General features: G+C 68.3%; 15 protein-coding genes. 12 read left to right on the plus strand and 3 right to left on the minus strand.

Going from position 1 to position 13911, the window contains the following annotated elements:
* The gene (locus tag EV643_RS44865; protein WP_202869585.1) at positions 1 to 1398 is read left to right on the plus strand and encodes an enoyl-CoA hydratase-related protein; all 1398 of its coding nucleotides are present in this window, start codon (positions 1 to 3) and stop codon (positions 1396 to 1398) included.
* On the opposite strand, the gene EV643_RS17255 is transcribed toward EV643_RS44865, so the two are convergent.
* Positions 1389 to 2579 (minus strand): NAD(P)/FAD-dependent oxidoreductase, encoded by a 1191-nt coding sequence (locus tag EV643_RS17255; RefSeq protein WP_133801085.1) that lies wholly within the window; start codon positions 2577 to 2579, stop codon positions 1389 to 1391. The genes EV643_RS44865 and EV643_RS17255 overlap by 10 nt on opposite strands.
* Complete coding sequence (locus EV643_RS17260) at positions 2576 to 3817, minus strand: cytochrome P450 (RefSeq protein ID WP_133801086.1); 1242 nt, start codon at positions 3815 to 3817, stop codon at positions 2576 to 2578. The genes EV643_RS17255 and EV643_RS17260 overlap by 4 nt, the downstream gene beginning before the upstream one ends.
* Positions 3818 to 3947: 130 nt before the next feature.
* On the opposite strand from EV643_RS17260, the gene EV643_RS17265 reads away from it, so the two are divergent.
* The 11 genes from EV643_RS17265 to EV643_RS17315 all read left to right on the plus strand — a co-directional run bounded on the left by EV643_RS17265 (position 3948) and on the right by EV643_RS17315 (position 13143).
* Complete coding sequence (locus tag EV643_RS17265) at positions 3948 to 4139, plus strand: ferredoxin (protein WP_133801087.1); 192 nt, start codon at positions 3948 to 3950, stop codon at positions 4137 to 4139.
* A gap of 91 nt (positions 4140 to 4230) precedes the next feature.
* The gene (locus EV643_RS17270) at positions 4231 to 5421 is read left to right on the plus strand and encodes an ABC transporter substrate-binding protein (protein ID WP_133801088.1); all 1191 of its coding nucleotides are present in this window, start codon (positions 4231 to 4233) and stop codon (positions 5419 to 5421) included.
* A 51-nt stretch (positions 5422 to 5472) separates the two neighbouring features.
* A complete protein-coding gene (locus EV643_RS17275) occupies positions 5473 to 6360 on the plus strand; it encodes a branched-chain amino acid ABC transporter permease (protein ID WP_133801089.1) in 888 nt (295 codons plus the stop codon).
* The gene (locus tag EV643_RS17280) at positions 6357 to 7346 is read left to right on the plus strand and encodes a branched-chain amino acid ABC transporter permease (protein ID WP_133801090.1); all 990 of its coding nucleotides are present in this window, start codon (positions 6357 to 6359) and stop codon (positions 7344 to 7346) included. The genes EV643_RS17275 and EV643_RS17280 overlap by 4 nt, the downstream gene beginning before the upstream one ends.
* Positions 7346 to 8149, plus strand: coding sequence for an ABC transporter ATP-binding protein (locus EV643_RS17285; protein ID WP_133801091.1), 804 nt, complete (start codon positions 7346 to 7348; stop codon positions 8147 to 8149). Before EV643_RS17280 ends, EV643_RS17285 begins: the two co-directional genes overlap by 1 nt.
* Positions 8142 to 8867: an ABC transporter ATP-binding protein gene (locus EV643_RS17290; protein ID WP_133801092.1), complete on the plus strand. Its 726-nt coding sequence runs from the start codon at positions 8142 to 8144 to the stop codon at positions 8865 to 8867. Before EV643_RS17285 ends, EV643_RS17290 begins: the two co-directional genes overlap by 8 nt.
* A gap of 12 nt (positions 8868 to 8879) precedes the next feature.
* The gene (locus tag EV643_RS17295; protein ID WP_133801093.1) at positions 8880 to 9389 is read left to right on the plus strand and encodes a pyridoxamine 5'-phosphate oxidase family protein; all 510 of its coding nucleotides are present in this window, start codon (positions 8880 to 8882) and stop codon (positions 9387 to 9389) included.
* Complete coding sequence (locus EV643_RS17300) at positions 9386 to 9835, plus strand: nuclear transport factor 2 family protein (protein ID WP_133801094.1); 450 nt, start codon at positions 9386 to 9388, stop codon at positions 9833 to 9835. The genes EV643_RS17295 and EV643_RS17300 overlap by 4 nt, the downstream gene beginning before the upstream one ends.
* Positions 9832 to 10605, plus strand: coding sequence for an SDR family NAD(P)-dependent oxidoreductase (locus EV643_RS17305; RefSeq protein ID WP_166665464.1), 774 nt, complete (start codon positions 9832 to 9834; stop codon positions 10603 to 10605). Before EV643_RS17300 ends, EV643_RS17305 begins: the two co-directional genes overlap by 4 nt.
* Positions 10606 to 10633: 28 nt before the next feature.
* A complete protein-coding gene (locus tag EV643_RS17310) occupies positions 10634 to 11674 on the plus strand; it encodes an LLM class flavin-dependent oxidoreductase (RefSeq protein WP_133801096.1) in 1041 nt (346 codons plus the stop codon).
* On the plus strand, positions 11674 to 13143 hold the full coding sequence (locus tag EV643_RS17315) for an aldehyde dehydrogenase family protein (protein WP_133801097.1): 1470 nt from the start codon (positions 11674 to 11676) through the stop codon (positions 13141 to 13143). The genes EV643_RS17310 and EV643_RS17315 overlap by 1 nt, the downstream gene beginning before the upstream one ends.
* A 3-nt stretch (positions 13144 to 13146) precedes the next feature.
* Here EV643_RS17315 and EV643_RS17320 read toward each other — a convergent pair whose 3' ends face one another.
* On the minus strand, positions 13147 to 13911 hold the full coding sequence (locus tag EV643_RS17320; RefSeq protein ID WP_133801098.1) for an SDR family NAD(P)-dependent oxidoreductase: 765 nt from the start codon (positions 13909 to 13911) through the stop codon (positions 13147 to 13149).

Raw genomic sequence — 13911 nt, forward strand, 5'->3', positions numbered from 1 at the left:
ATGTCCTACCAGACCCTGGACTACGCGGTCGATGACCGGATCCTGACGCTGACCCTGAACCGGCCGGACCAGCTGAACGCGTTCACGGTCACGATGGCCGGCGAACTGGTGGACGCGTTCCACCGGGCGAGCGCCGACGATTCGGTCGCGGCGATCGTCGTCACCGGTGCGGGCCGGGCCTTCTGCGCCGGGATGGACCTGTCCGTGGACGGCAACGTCTTCGGCCTGGACGAGAACCGGCGGCCGACGATGACCGAGCTGCGCCGGCGGTACGACGACCCGGAGTACGGGGTCCGGGACACCGGTGGCCGGGTGGCGCTGGCGATCTACGACTGCACCAAACCGGTGGTTGCCGCGATCAACGGTCCCGCGGTCGGCATCGGCGCGACCATGACGCTTGCGATGGACGTCCGGCTCGCGTCGTCGCAGGCGCGGATCGGGTTCGTGTTCGGCAAGCTGGGGATCGTTCCGGAGGCTTGCTCGACGTGGTTCCTGCCCCGGATCGTCGGCCTCAGCCGGGCTCTGGAGCTGGCCTACTCCGCCGAGATCCTGACCGCCGCCGAGGCGTACGACGCAGGTCTGGTCCGTTCGGTGCACGATCCCGGCAAGCTGCTGTCCGACGCCTATGCCCTCGCGCGGAGGTTCACCGCCAACCGATCGCCGGAGGCGACGGCTCTGACCCGGCAGATGATGTACCGCGACGCCGCGCAACCGCATCCGCGCGAGGCGCACCTGGTCGAGTCGCTCGCGATGTTCGCCACCTCGATCGGCGACGGCAAGGAGGGCGTGACGGCCTTCCAGGAGAACCGCGATCCGGCCTTCCAAGGGTCGGAGCTGCCGGCGGACCACGCGTCCTGGTGGTCGGGCACTCGGCTCGAGGACCGGGCCGCAATCCAGGAGCTCGGCGTGCTCTACGGGTTCGTGATGGACGAGCGCGACGAGGACGGGATCCGGGAGATCTTCTGCGCGGACGCGACCCTGCGCTCCCAGGACGGGGTGTTCGCCGCGTCGGGGATCGAGGAGATCGTCACCACGTACCTGGGCCGCTTCGCCGCGCTCGGCCCGACGAACCACTTCTCGCACGGGCACCTGATCCGGTTCGACCCGACGGACCCGGACCGGGCCACCGGCCTGCTCGCCTCGCACGCCGAGGTCTCCCGCAACGGCGTCGCCATGCAGGTCGCTCTGCGGTACAAGGACGTCTACCGTCGCGAAGCGGGCCGTTGGAGGTTCGCCGACCGGCTGATGTCGTACATGTACTACCTGCCGTTCGACGAGCTGGGCGCCGGACTCGGTGATCGCGACAGCGTCCGCGCGTACGGCGACCACCGGCCGTCCGACTGGCCCGAGGTGCTGTACTCCGAGAACGGCAACGCCTTCCTGAAGGACTACCGCTGACCGGCGAGCTGCGTCGCGTCGACCAGTAGTTGCCGGAACTGCATCATCCGCGTCCGCAGCCCCAGCAGAACCACACCGACCAAGACGCCGTCACGGTGATAACCGACCGCACACTCGTCCCGAAGATCGCCCTCCAGCACCCGAACGTCGTCGAGACCCAGCCCCGGCACACCGAAGGACTGGAGCCGAGTCCCGAACTGCTCGCTCCAGAACGTCGGCAACGGTGCGAATTCGGGCCGCTCGGACGAGCCGCCATTGAGACCCGCAACCAGGCTGACGGCCGCATGGCGCGCGGTGTCGCCACACATCGTCCAGTGCTCGATACGAAGCGACGTCGCCCCGAACCGAGGGTTGGGGAACCGCACGACATCCCCGACAGCGACGACCTCGGTCACTGGCCCTGACGCTGTGACCGGATGCAGATCCGACGAGCAGAGGACGCCATCCGACAGGTCGAGACCGTTGCCATCGAGCCACTCGACGTTCGGCACGGACCCGACCGCCTCGACAACCACATCGGTCCCCACACGGCTGCCGTCGTCCAGCACCACATCCCCGTCCAGCCGTACGACGCTGCGCCCGAGCCGGGACCGAACTCCCTGCTGCTCATGCCGACGACGCAACTCGTCACCCACCAATCGGCCCACCGCAACTCGAAGCGGTGTCTCGAGCGGCTCCACGACCGTGACCACGCATCCCAGTCCGGCAGCGGTTGCGGCGACCTCGCAACCGATGAACCCGGCACCGATCACCGTCACCCGAGCGCCAGGAATCAGCTCCCGCCGAAGCCGCTGGGCGTCGTCCACAGTCCTGATCCGGTGCCGCGGAGGCCCGTCCAGCCGAAGGGTCCGGGACCGAACGCCGGTCGCGACCACGAGGCCGTCGTACGTCAGCATCTCCCCGTCGTCCAGAGTCGCTCGGCGGGACCGGAGGTCAACGCCATCGACCCGGCGACCCAGCCGCCACTCGACATCGCTGATCGAGGAGCGGTGTGGGAACCGCAGGGCGTCCGGGTCGATCCCGCCGCGGAGTGCTTCCTTGGTGAGCGGCGGCCGGTTGTACGGCGGATGCGGCTCGGCCCCTACGACAGTGATCGACTCGGACCAGCCGGCGGTGCGCAACTGCTCGACCGTTCGTAGCGCCGAGAGTCCCGCGCCGGCGACGAGGATCCGCCGCGTCACCTCGGGGTGTCCTCCAGCAACCGGGGACCAGGTGTGAAGGTCGCCGGGATGCGTTGCCAGCCGGTGTTCGTGCCCTGGTGCGGATACGGCTCGAGGGCCTCCAGGTCGACGACGTAGTCGCCCATCCGGTGCAGGATCTGGGTCAGCAACTCCTTGGCCATCGCGCGGCCGAGATGCGAGCCGGCGCAGCGATGCACCCCGATACCGAAGGCGGTGTGCCGGTTCGGCCAGCGCTCGATGTCCACCTGGTCGGGTTCGTCGAACTGCTCGGGGTCCCGGTTCGCCGATGCCCAGGCCAGCAGCACCCGGTCGCCCTTCTTCATCGGGCAGCCCTGGAAGTCCGTGTCCTGGCTGACCGTACGAGCAAGGCCCTGGGTGGGGGAGAAGTACCTGAGGAATTCCTCGATCGCCTTGTCGATCAGTCCGGGGTCGTCGATCAACCGGCGGCGGACGTCCTGGTGCTGGTAGAGCCAGACGACGGTGTTGCTCACCAGCGACGCGGTGGTGCCGACGCCACCCGCGAGCAGCAGGTCGACCATCGAGTAGACCTCGTCGTCGGTGATCGTCCGGCCGTCGACCTCGCACTGCACGAGATAGCTGATGATGTCGTCGGCGGGTTCGGCCCGGCGCGCGGCGATCACCTCGCGCGTCCTGCCTTCCAGATAAGGCAGATCCACGGTGACCGCCTGTTCCCACTCGGCGCTGCCACGAACAGCGGCCAGTACTGCGTGGTGCGCCGACGCGTACCGCTTCCAGTCGGCCACGTCGAGACCGAGCCAGTCGACCGTGACGATCGAGGGGACGCCGATCACGTTCGCCAGGTCGCATTCGCCCCGCTCGATGATGTCGTCGATGAACCAGGTCACGTAGTACCGGACCATTCGTTCCAGCCGCTCGATCGCCGCCGGCGCCGTGATCGGGTTGAGGATCTTGCGCCACTTGCGGAACTCCGGCGGATCGATCTCGATCGGGATGTGGAAATGCATCGGGGTCTTCGGGATCACCACCGACAACCCTTCGCCGCCGTCGCCGGTGCGGGCCGAGGAGAACGTCTCGTCGTCACGGGCCGCCTCGAACACCGAGCGGTAGTCGGAAAGGATCCAGTAGCCGCCGTGATGCTCGGACCAGGCGACCGGGCCGACGTCGCGCAGGGCCCGGTACGAACCGACCGGATCGGCGGAGTGGCGCTCGGAGTTGTGGTCGAAGTCGGCGATCGGGTGTCTGCCCTCAGCGGCCATGGGCGGCGCCTTTCGTCGCTGGTCAATACCAGGCTCATGGTTATACTGATTAGCGTTCGTGTCAACGGTGCCCTCGTGCCCGTCGTACCCAGGGCACCCGCGCACTCACTGTGCGAAACAGGAGATGCTCATGCACATCAAGATCGACGACAGCCGCTGCCAGGGACACGGACTCTGCCGGCTCAGCGCACCCGGCCTGTTCTTCGCTCGCGAGGAGGACGGGCATGCCTACGTCGAGGGCGAGGCGGTCCCCGCCGATCGCGAGGCGGACGCCCAGCTGGCCGCGGACAGCTGTCCCGAGCTGGCCATCCGGGTGGACTGACCGGACGCTCTTTACAGCACCCCGTCCTCGGAATATGGTGCCAGTTACATGCTAATCATGTGCATGGAATACTGATCCCCTGGAGGAACGGATGAACTGGCTGGCGTTCGGGCGTTCCCGTCGCAGGTCCGCCCCCGTCGTGATGGTGGCCCTCGCAACCCTGGTGACTGCGACGGCCTGCGGTGGCAGTGCTTCCGGCGGCTCGGCCGACGGTGGACTGCCGGAAACGATCAAGATCGTCTCGATCAACCCGACCACCGGCATCGTCGCCTTCGCGGGTGCCGGGGCCAACAAGGGCTACCAGTTGGCGGTCAAGGAGATCAACGCGTCGAACCTGCTCGGCGGCAGCAAGCTCGAGCTGGAACTCAGCGACACCAAGAGCGAGGCCCAGACGGCGGCCAGCGAGGTGAGCTCGGCGGTCGCCGACAAGAAGGTCGCGGCCGTGTTCGGCTCCGTGTCGAGTACCGAGGCGGTGGCGATGTCGCCGATCGCGCAGAAACAAGGCCTGCCGATCGTCTACACGCAGGCCGGCAGCAGCGGGGTCGTGGTCGGTGACTTCACCTACCGGGCGACACCGCTGATGAGCACCTACTACCCGATCCTGAAGAAGTACCTGCAGCAGCAGGGCTGGAAGTCGGTCGGCATCATCTACACCCAGCTGACCCCCACCCTGCAGGAGATCGGCAGCAAGACGTTGCCGGACCTGGCCAAGGAACTCGGCATGACGGTGACCGGCAGTATCGCCACCCCGGCCACCACCCAGGACTTCCAGGCCCCGATCGCGCAGATCCTGGGCGGTAAGCCCGATGTGGTCGCGATCCTCCAGGTCGGCGCCTCCAACCCGACCGCGATGAAGCAACTCCGGCAGGCCGGGTACGACGGCCCGGTGCTGGGCAACTCCGGCGCCAGCGCGGGCAACCTCAAACCGGCCGGGGCCGACGGCGCCGGCATGGTCTGGCCGGTCGACTTCAACTACCAGCAGGCGAGCTCGTCGAGCCAGAAGTTCGTCAAGGCGTTCAAGGCCGAGTACGGCGAGGACCCGCTTAACTACTCGGCGGAGGCGTACGACGCGGCCTGGTTCCTGGCCCGGTCGATCGCCGCCGCGGGGTCCACCGACCGCAAGGCGATCAAGGACGCGATGGCCAAGGAGGCGGCCAAGTCCAGCACCGGTGCGCTCGGTGAGGGACTGACGTGGAAGGACCAGACCATCGTGGTACCCGGTGTGGTGGTGGAGTGGACCGGCAACGGCGAGAAACTCCTGTACGAGGCGGGTGCACAGTAGGAACGCGGCTGTCCGGCCGGGAGACGGTACCGAGACAGAGACGGAGATACCGTGCAAGACCTGGTGAACGTGGTGACGCTTGGCTCCATCTACCTGCTCTTCGCGTTGGGGATGAGCATCACCTGGGGCACGATCGACATCCTGAACTTCGGCCACGGCTCGATCTTCATGTTCTCCACCTTCAGCGCGTACCTGGTGCTCGCGGAGACGTCCCTGCCGCTGCTGCCCGTCGTACTGATCGGCGTGCTGGTAGGTGCGGCGATGTCGCTGCTGATCCAGGTGGTCGCGTTCGAACAGATCCTGAAGAGAGCCAAGGACAAACGCACCGCGGAGATGCAGATCCTGATCGGTGGGATCGGGGTGGCGATCATCCCGCTCGCGATCGCGCAGCACCAGACCAAGAGCAACCCGTTCGGCCTGTCCGAGTCGTCGTACCAGGTGGGCACGTGGGTGATCGGTGACATCCGGATCACCAGCATCGCGGCCCTCACCGTGGTGGTCGCGGTCCTGCTCTGGGCCGCGACGGCGATCTGGCTGAAGCGGTCCCGGCACGGTCTCGCCCTGCGCGCCATCGGGGTGGACGCCGAGACGGCGGCGCTGATGGGGATCGATCGCAGGCGGCTGGCCCTGGTCACGATGGCCGCGTCCGGCGGGATGGCGGGTCTGTCCGGGGTGCTGTTCACGTACTCGCTCGGCGCGATCACACCGGAGAGCGGTGACACGCTGCTGGTGAAGGCGTTCGCCTGCATCATCCTCGGTGGGGTCGGCAGCATGCTGGGCGTTGCCTTCGGCGCCTATTTCCTGGCGGCAGCCGAGACCGTGGTGCTCACCCAGACGAGTGGCTCGTGGGTCGAGGCCGTGAGCTTCGGACTGATCTTCCTGGTGCTGCTGCTCCGGCCGGCCGGGGTGTTCGGCCGTAAGGAGGTGCGGCGGACATGATCGCGTTCTACGACACGAACCTGGTGCTGATCCAGGCGACGCTGTCCGGCCTGGTCCTCGCACTAGCCATCCAGGTGCCGTTGCGGATGGGCGTCTTCTCGTTCGCCGGCGCCGGCTCGTACGGCATCGGCGCGTATCTCTCCGCGATCCTGGTGCTGCGCCAGGGCATGCCGGGGCCGGTGGCGATCGCGGTCGCCGTACTGGTCGCGGCGGTCATCGGTCTGCTGCTTGGGTTGCTGATCTTCAAGCTCAACGGGCTGTATCTCGCCATGGCGACGGTCGCGTTCGACCTGATCATCAGTGTGATCGCGATCAACGGTGGCGATCTGACCGGTGCGTCGACCGGCCTGTACGGCGTGCTGACGGACTTCACCACCGGTCAGATGTTCGCCCTCACCGTGCTCGTCGTGGGGTTGGTGGCGTTGAGCGAGCGGGGCCGGATGCGACGGCGGGTCGACGCCGTTCGCGACGATCCGGAGCTGGCCGCCTCGCTGGGGATCAACGTCCGGCGGTACCGGCTGGTCGCGTTCGTCGTCAGCGGCGCCCTGGGCGGTCTGGCCGGTGGGATGAACGTGATGGTCCGGACCGCGATCGGGCCGCTAGACATCGGTTTCGGCCTGATCGTGCTGGCGCTGACGATGATCGTGGTCGGCGGTTCGCGGTCGTGGAAGGGCGCCGTCATCGGCGCGGTGATCTTCACCTGGCTGCCGGATGTGCTGGCCGTCATCGGGGAGTGGCAGGAGCTGGTGTACGGCGTGATCGTGGCGGTCGCCGCGGTCTTCCTGCCGCGTGGCCTGTACGGCGTGATCGTCGACCTGACCAAGTGGCTGGGCCGGATCCGCCGCAAACGCAGAACCGGTGGGGCAGAGCAACCCGTGGACGCGCCGGAGTCGGTCGAGCCGGAGCGGGTGGAGTTGGACAACACGCTGTCCCGCGAACAGGGTGGGGAAGTGGCCCGGATGGCAGCCCAGTCGGAGGTGTCGTGATGGCTGCGTCGATTGGGGATCGTTCGGTGGTCTCGACGACGCCTGTTCTGGAAGCGCGCGAGGTGTCCGTGCACTTCGGCGGGGTGCGGGCGGTCGAAGGCGTGACGCTGCGGCTCGAACCTGGGCTGATCCACGGCATCATCGGGCCGAACGGTTCGGGCAAGAGCACGCTGATCGGAGCCATCACCCGACTGACCCCGCTGACCCGCGGACAGTTGCTCTTCGACGGTGAGCCCTACCAGGGCATCCGGCCGTCGGCGATGGCCGGGCTCGGGGTGGCCCGCACGTTCCAGACCGTCAGGCTGCTGCCGGACCTGAACGTCCGCGACAACATCCAGCTCGGCGCCGATGCGGAGGCCTCCGCCAAGACCCGTCCGCGCCCTGGCTGGTATCAGCGCCTTCGTCCATCGGTCTCGCCCGCGGTGGCTGACGCGATTCGCCGGACCGGCCTGGAGGGGTGGGAGGACTACTACCCGTCCGAGCTGTCCTACGGCACCCAGCGTCGGGTCGAGATCGCCCGAGCGATCTCGATGAATCCGCGGCTGCTGCTCCTGGACGAGCCCACCGCCGGGATGAACCAGTCCGAGCGGGCCGAGATCTCCCGGCTGCTCCGCGACCTGCGCGACGAGGGGCTGTGCCAGCTGCTGGTCGAACACGACGTCCAGATGATGCTGGACACCTGCGACTACGTGTTCGCGATGAACTTCGGTGAGCTGATCGCCGAGGGGACCCCGGCGGACGTCGTACAGAATCCGTTGGTGCAGGAGGCCTACCTCGGCCGGAAGGGGCGGCAGCATGCTTGAGGTCACCGACCTGCACGTCAGTTATGGCAACATCGAGGCAGTTCGCGGCGTCGGCCTGACCGTCGAGCCGGAGCGGGTCACCCTGGTCCTCGGCGCCAACGGTGCCGGTAAGAGCACGACCCTGAAGGCCATCGCCGGATTGCAGAAGCCGCACGCGGGGACGGTTCGGCTCGACGGCCGGGACATCACCGGGCAAGCGCCGCACCGGATCGTGCGGCAGGGCGTCGCGTTGGTGCCCGAGGGCCGGCGGGTCTTCGCGCCGATCAGCGTCGCCGAGAACCTGCGACTGGGTGGGTACGCGGCCGACAAGTCGGCGTTCGCGGACACCCTGGCCAAGGTCTACGACATGTTCCCGATCCTGGCGGATCGCCGGAGTAGTCCCGCCGGTCTGCTCAGCGGAGGGGAGCAGCAGATGCTCGCCTTCGGGCGGGCGCTGATGTCCCAGCCGGAGGTGATGCTGCTGGACGAGCCGTCGATGGGGCTCGCACCGGTCGTGATCGACGCGATCCTCGCCAAGGTGGCCGAGATGGCTCAGGCCGGGATCGGGATCCTGATGGTCGAGCAGAACGCCCAGGCCGGGCTGGACATCGCCGACCGGGTGGTCGCGATCGCCCGGGGCGAGGTGGTCTACACCGGCGAGTCCGGCGATGCCCGCAACCAGGCGTCGGTGCTGCGCGCCTTCCTCGGCGAGGCGGCGCTGGCCGACCGGTCGTCGTAGCGGGTGGGTGCGATGGGACGACTGGGCATCGACGACCTCGAGGCGTTGCGGGGCACGCATCTCGGCAAGGTGGACCAGCAGGAGTTGCTGAGGCGGCAGACCGAGTGCGGCTTCGTCTTCACCGGCGAGGACGGCTGGCCGAGTGGCGTGGTGATGAGCTACATCGTCGCGGACGGGCACTTCTGGCTCACGTCGGTCGAGGGTCGGCCGCAGGTCCGCGCGCTGGCCGCCGATCCGCGGGTTTCGATCGTGGTGTCGAGCGCCGGATCGGGTCTTCCTGGCCGGCGCATGCTGTCGGTCCGAGGGGACGCGACCGTGCACCGCGACGACGGCACGCTGTCCTGGTTCCTCGGCGAGTTCACCAGCCGCCTGCAACCCGAAGACCCGGTCTCGTGGCGGCGACTCCTGCACAGCCCGAATCGGGTCGTGATCGAGGTCCGTCCGGTGACCGTTGCCGTGAGCCACGATCAGCGCAAGATCCCAGGCAACGGTCGTGGACTACCAGGCGAGGAGGCCGGATGATCGACAGTGAACGCCTGTACTACGTGTACGCGCGCGCCGTGGACGAAGGGGATCTGGAGACCCTGCGATCGATCGTGACCAAGGACGTCAAGGTCACTCGCGGATCGCAGCCGCCCCTGGTCGGGGTGGAAGCCTTCCTCGACATCTACCGGGCGCACAACGCGCTGAACATCCCAGTCTGCAAGCACGTCGTCACCAACATCCAGGCGGACCGCCGGGATGACGTGATCCAGACCCACGCCTACTTCCAGGCGACGATGTTCGAAGAGTCCGGCACCCGGATGATCTTCGGCTGCTACGACGACGTACACGTCGAGCAGGACGGCGAACTGCTGATCGCCCACAAGGTCATCACCGTCGAACGGATCCTGCATCTACCGGCCTCGGTCGGTCCGCAGTACACCCAGGTGTCTTCACCAGAGAAGCCCGAGAAGGGAGAGTCGTGACCGAAACCCCACAGTCCACCGGCGTCGTGGTCACCGGTGCCGCGCAAGGAATCGGCGCCGCGATCGCCGAACGGTTCGCGGCGGCCGGCTGGCATGTCGTCGGCGTCGATCTGTCCGGCGAGGTCCTCCCGCTGCTGGAGCAGGACGGTCATGACTACGTGTCGGGGGATGCCGGGGATCCCGACGTGATCGGTCTCGCGTGCAAGCGGGCGGAGGCACTGGGTTCCGGCCTCGCGGCCTTCGTGGCCAACGCCGGTATCGCGTCGCCCGGCGAGACGGCCGACTACCCGTTGGAGGAGTGGGACCGGGTGCTTGACGTCAACCTGCGCGGGGCGTTCGTCGGTGCGAAGACGGCTCGCCCGCTGCTGCGCGAAGGCTCGAGCGTGGTCATGTTGTCCTCGATCTGCGCGGTCCAGGGGTTCGGCGCCCGCGCGTCGTACTGCGCGTCGAAGGCCGGGATCGAAGGGCTGGTCCGTTCACTCGCGACCGAGTGGGGTCCGGACGGCATCCGGGTGAACGCGGTCGCTCCCGGTACCGTCACTACGCCGCTCCAGCAGGCCGTGGTGGCAAGCGGGCGAGCGTCGATGGAGCGGTACCTCGACCGCATCCCGATGAAGCGGGTCGGCAGGCCTGAAGAGGTCGCCGACGCGGTGTTCTACCTCGCGTCGCCCCAGGCGAGTTATGTCAGCGGAGTGGTGCTGCCGGTCGACGGCGGCTGGGCCGGCGGCGGACTGCCGGCGACCGGGGCGGTGGGGTGGGGAAGGTATTGAACACAGTCTTGAGAAGAGAGGCGATCACATGGTCCAGGTCGGTCTGCTGCTGAGCGACTCGCCGCGATCGGTCACGCCGGCGCAGCAGTTCGCCGACGTGCGCCGGATCGTCGAGGCGGCCCAGCGCAATGGTTTCACCTACATCGCGATCGGTCAGCACTTCCTGTACGGCGACCTGCGCTGGCTCCAGCCGGTACCGCTGCTGGCCCGGCTGGCCGCGGATGTCGACCCGCACATCCGGCTGGTCACCCAGATCATGATCGCGCCGCTCTACCACCCGGTGATGCTGGCCGAGGAGATCGCGACCCTCGACATCGTTACCGAGGGGCGGCTGATCTTCGGCGCCGGTCTCGGCTACCGCGCCGAGGAGTTCGACTACCTGGGCGTCCCGTTCAAGCAGCGCGCGGGCCGTTTCGACGAGTCGCTGGAGCTGATGAAGAAGCTCTGGACGCAGGAGACCGTCGACCACCACGGCAAGTACTGGCAACTGGACAACGTGCAGCCGCACATCTTCCCGGTGCAGCGGCCGCATCCACCGATCTGGATCGGCGCGCACGCCGAGGCGGGCGTCCGGCGCTGCGGGAAGTACGGCGACGCGTACGCCTGTCCACCCGAGACCCCGAAGGACGAGGCCGCCCGCCGGTACGCGATCGTCCGCGACGAATTCGTTGCCCGGGGCAAAGAGTTCGGCCCGCAGCCGCTGCGCCGGAACTGCCTGATCGCCGACTCCCGGGAGGAGGCGATGGTCGAGTACGCCCGGGTCGCCCAGGGCCGCTACCTGACGTACGCCGCCCGCGGCCTGGACGTGATGGACGCGGCCGAACTGCAGAACGAGTTCGAGAAGGTCGTGTCCGGACATGCCGTGGTCGGCAGCCCTGATGAGGTGGTCGCGCAGTTGACCGACCTGGTCTCCACTCTGCCGGTCGATCCGTTGCTGGTGCGGCCGCAGTGGCCGACGATGGACTGCGACGAGACGATCGCGGCGATCAACCGGTTCGGCAAGGAGGTCGTGCCGGCCATCAACGCGATCACCCCGAGGTCGGACATTCCCATGGACGGAGGGATTTGATGACCACGACGGTGGTCCAGCGGGACTGGATCCCCGCGACCCGCACGCTGCTGGTCGGCGGCGAGATGGTGGCCGGGCAAGGCGAGACGTGGAGCGTCCTCAACCCCGCGACAGAGGACGAGTTGGCCGCGGTGACGGGTGCGTCGGCGGACCAGGTCGACCAGGCGGTGGCGGCGGCCCGGGCAGCGTTCCCCGGCTGGGCGGCGCTCAGCGGGGAACAGCGGTCGCAGTACATCCACCGGCTCGCCGACGTGCTGGAGAGCGCGGCCGACCGGCTGTTGCCTTCGATCGTCAACGAGGTCGGTACGCCGGTGTCGCTGGCGGAGTATCTCCAGGTCAGGATGGCCGTGCAGGAACATCTGCGCTGGGCCGCCGAGGCCGCGAAGACCGATCGGACGATGCACCTCGGCGGGTACGACAAGCCGCATCCCACGATGAGCGACGTGGTCCACGAACCGGTCGGCGTCGTCGCCGCGATCACCGGCTACAACTATCCGCTCAACCTGGCCGTCTTCAAGTTCGGCGCCGCGCTCGCGGCCGGGTGCACCGTCGTACTCCTGCCCTCCCCGCGTACGCCCCTGACCACGCTGTTCCTCGGCTCGCTGGTTGCGGAAGCGGGTCTTCCACCAGGCGTCATGAACGTCGTCATCGGCGGCGCCGAGGTCGGTCGGCAGTTGTCTTCCCACCGAGGCGTGGACCGCGTGTCGTTCACCGGCTCCGACGCGGTCGGCGCGCACATCATGGCGCAAGCGGCCCAGAATCTGACCGGCGTGACCCTCGAACTCGGCGGCAAGTCCCCGAGCCTGGTGATGCCCGACGTCGACGTGTCGAAGATCGCGGTCGAGATGCACCTGCGCTGGTCGCGGAACGGCGGTCAGGGCTGCGCGGCGCTGGCCCGGTTGCTCGTCCACGAGAGCAAGTACGACGAGTTCCTGGCGGCTGGCGCGGCCGCGTTCGACCAGATGATCGTGGGCGATCCGTGGGACCCGGCCACGAACATCGGGCCGATGATCCGGGCCGACCACCGGGAGCGGGTGCTCGGCTTCATCGACGGCTCGCTGGCGGCCGGTGGGACGAAGCTGCTCGAGGTGACGAAACCCCTTCCGGACAAGGGGTATTTCGTCAATCCGGTGCTGCTCGGCGATCTGGCTCCCGATGCCCGGGCGGTGCAGCAGGAGATCTTCGGGCCGGTCGCGGTGATCCTGCCGTTCAAGGACACCGACGAGGCGATCCGGCTGGCCAACGACACGGCGTACGGGCTGGCCGCGAACGTCTGGTGCGACGATCCGGCGGAGGCGCGGAGGATCGCGCTGCGGATCCGGGCCGGCACGGTGTGGATCAACGGCGGCGGCGCGATGCGGCCCGACGCGCCGTTCGGCGGTTACGGCCGCTCGGGCGTCGGGCGCGAACTGGGGGAGTGGGGCATGCACGAATACCTGGAGGTCAAGCACATCCAGTGGCGGGTGTGACCCTCACTTGGCGGTGATGCCGCCGTCGACCGGGATGGTCACGCCGGTGACGTACGACGACAGGTCGCTGGCCAGGAACAGGGCGACGTTCGCGATCTCCTCCGGCTGCGACGCGCGCCCCATCGGGATGGTCGCGAAGAACGCGGCCTTCCGGCGCTCGATCTCCTCCGGGTCGTCGATCCGGAAGAAGGCCGGCAACCCCGGCGTCTCGACCGATCCCGGCGCGATCGCGTTCACCCGGATCCGGTCGGCGGCGAAGGCGAGCGCCATCGACCGGACCAGCGCGATGATGCCGCCCTTGGTGAACGAGTAGAGCGGGCTGTACGGCGATCCGATCAGCCCGGAGGTCGAGCTGGTGAAGATCACCGACGCGCCGCCGGCCGCCTTCAGTTGGTCGGTGAGGTACCCGCTGAGGAAGAAGCTCGCCCGCGCGTTGACCTCGATCCCGAGGTCCCACTCCTCGGCGCTGAGTTCGAGTCCGGCCGCGCCCGGGATGCCGACGTTGTTGTAGAGCACGTGCAGTACGCCGTGCTCGGACCGAACGTGGTCGGCCAGGCCCTTGAGCGCACCGAGATCACGGACGTCGACGATCGCGGCCTCGGCCTTGCCACCGGCCGCTTCGATCTCGGTGACCACGTCCTTGGCCGCCTGGTCGTTGACGTCGACAACGATGACGTGCGCCCCCTCCCGGGCGAACAGCACGGCCGCGGCCCGGCCCATCCCGGAGGCGCCGGCGGTGATCAGAGCGACCTTGTCCTTGAGCAGCAT

Origin of the sequence: Kribbella caucasensis (assembly GCF_004361855.1) — a bacterium.
Classification (GTDB): Bacteria; Actinomycetota; Actinomycetes; order Propionibacteriales; family Kribbellaceae; genus Kribbella; species Kribbella caucasensis.

Bases quoted from the DNA above. Each gene is read 5' to 3' on its own strand.
- EV643_RS17310 (WP_133801096.1), top strand. From the start codon at position 10,634: ATGGTCCAGGTCGGTCTGCTGCTGAGCGACTCGCCGCGATCGGTCACG.
- EV643_RS44865 (WP_202869585.1), top strand. From the start codon at position 1: ATGTCCTACCAGACCCTGGACTACGCGGTCGATGACCGGATCCTGACG.
- EV643_RS17265 (WP_133801087.1), top strand. From the start codon at position 3,948: ATGCACATCAAGATCGACGACAGCCGCTGCCAGGGACACGGACTCTGC.
- EV643_RS17315 (WP_133801097.1), top strand. From the start codon at position 11,674: ATGACCACGACGGTGGTCCAGCGGGACTGGATCCCCGCGACCCGCACG.
- EV643_RS17290 (WP_133801092.1), top strand. From the start codon at position 8,142: ATGCTTGAGGTCACCGACCTGCACGTCAGTTATGGCAACATCGAGGCA.
- EV643_RS17260 (WP_133801086.1), bottom strand. From the start codon at position 3,817: ATGGCCGCTGAGGGCAGACACCCGATCGCCGACTTCGACCACAACTCC.
- EV643_RS17270 (WP_133801088.1), top strand. From the start codon at position 4,231: ATGAACTGGCTGGCGTTCGGGCGTTCCCGTCGCAGGTCCGCCCCCGTC.
- EV643_RS17295 (WP_133801093.1), top strand. From the start codon at position 8,880: ATGGGACGACTGGGCATCGACGACCTCGAGGCGTTGCGGGGCACGCAT.
- EV643_RS17280 (WP_133801090.1), top strand. From the start codon at position 6,357: ATGATCGCGTTCTACGACACGAACCTGGTGCTGATCCAGGCGACGCTG.
- EV643_RS17285 (WP_133801091.1), top strand. From the start codon at position 7,346: ATGGCTGCGTCGATTGGGGATCGTTCGGTGGTCTCGACGACGCCTGTT.
- EV643_RS17320 (WP_133801098.1), bottom strand. From the start codon at position 13,911: ATGCTGCTCAAGGACAAGGTCGCTCTGATCACCGCCGGCGCCTCCGGG.
- EV643_RS17300 (WP_133801094.1), top strand. From the start codon at position 9,386: ATGATCGACAGTGAACGCCTGTACTACGTGTACGCGCGCGCCGTGGAC.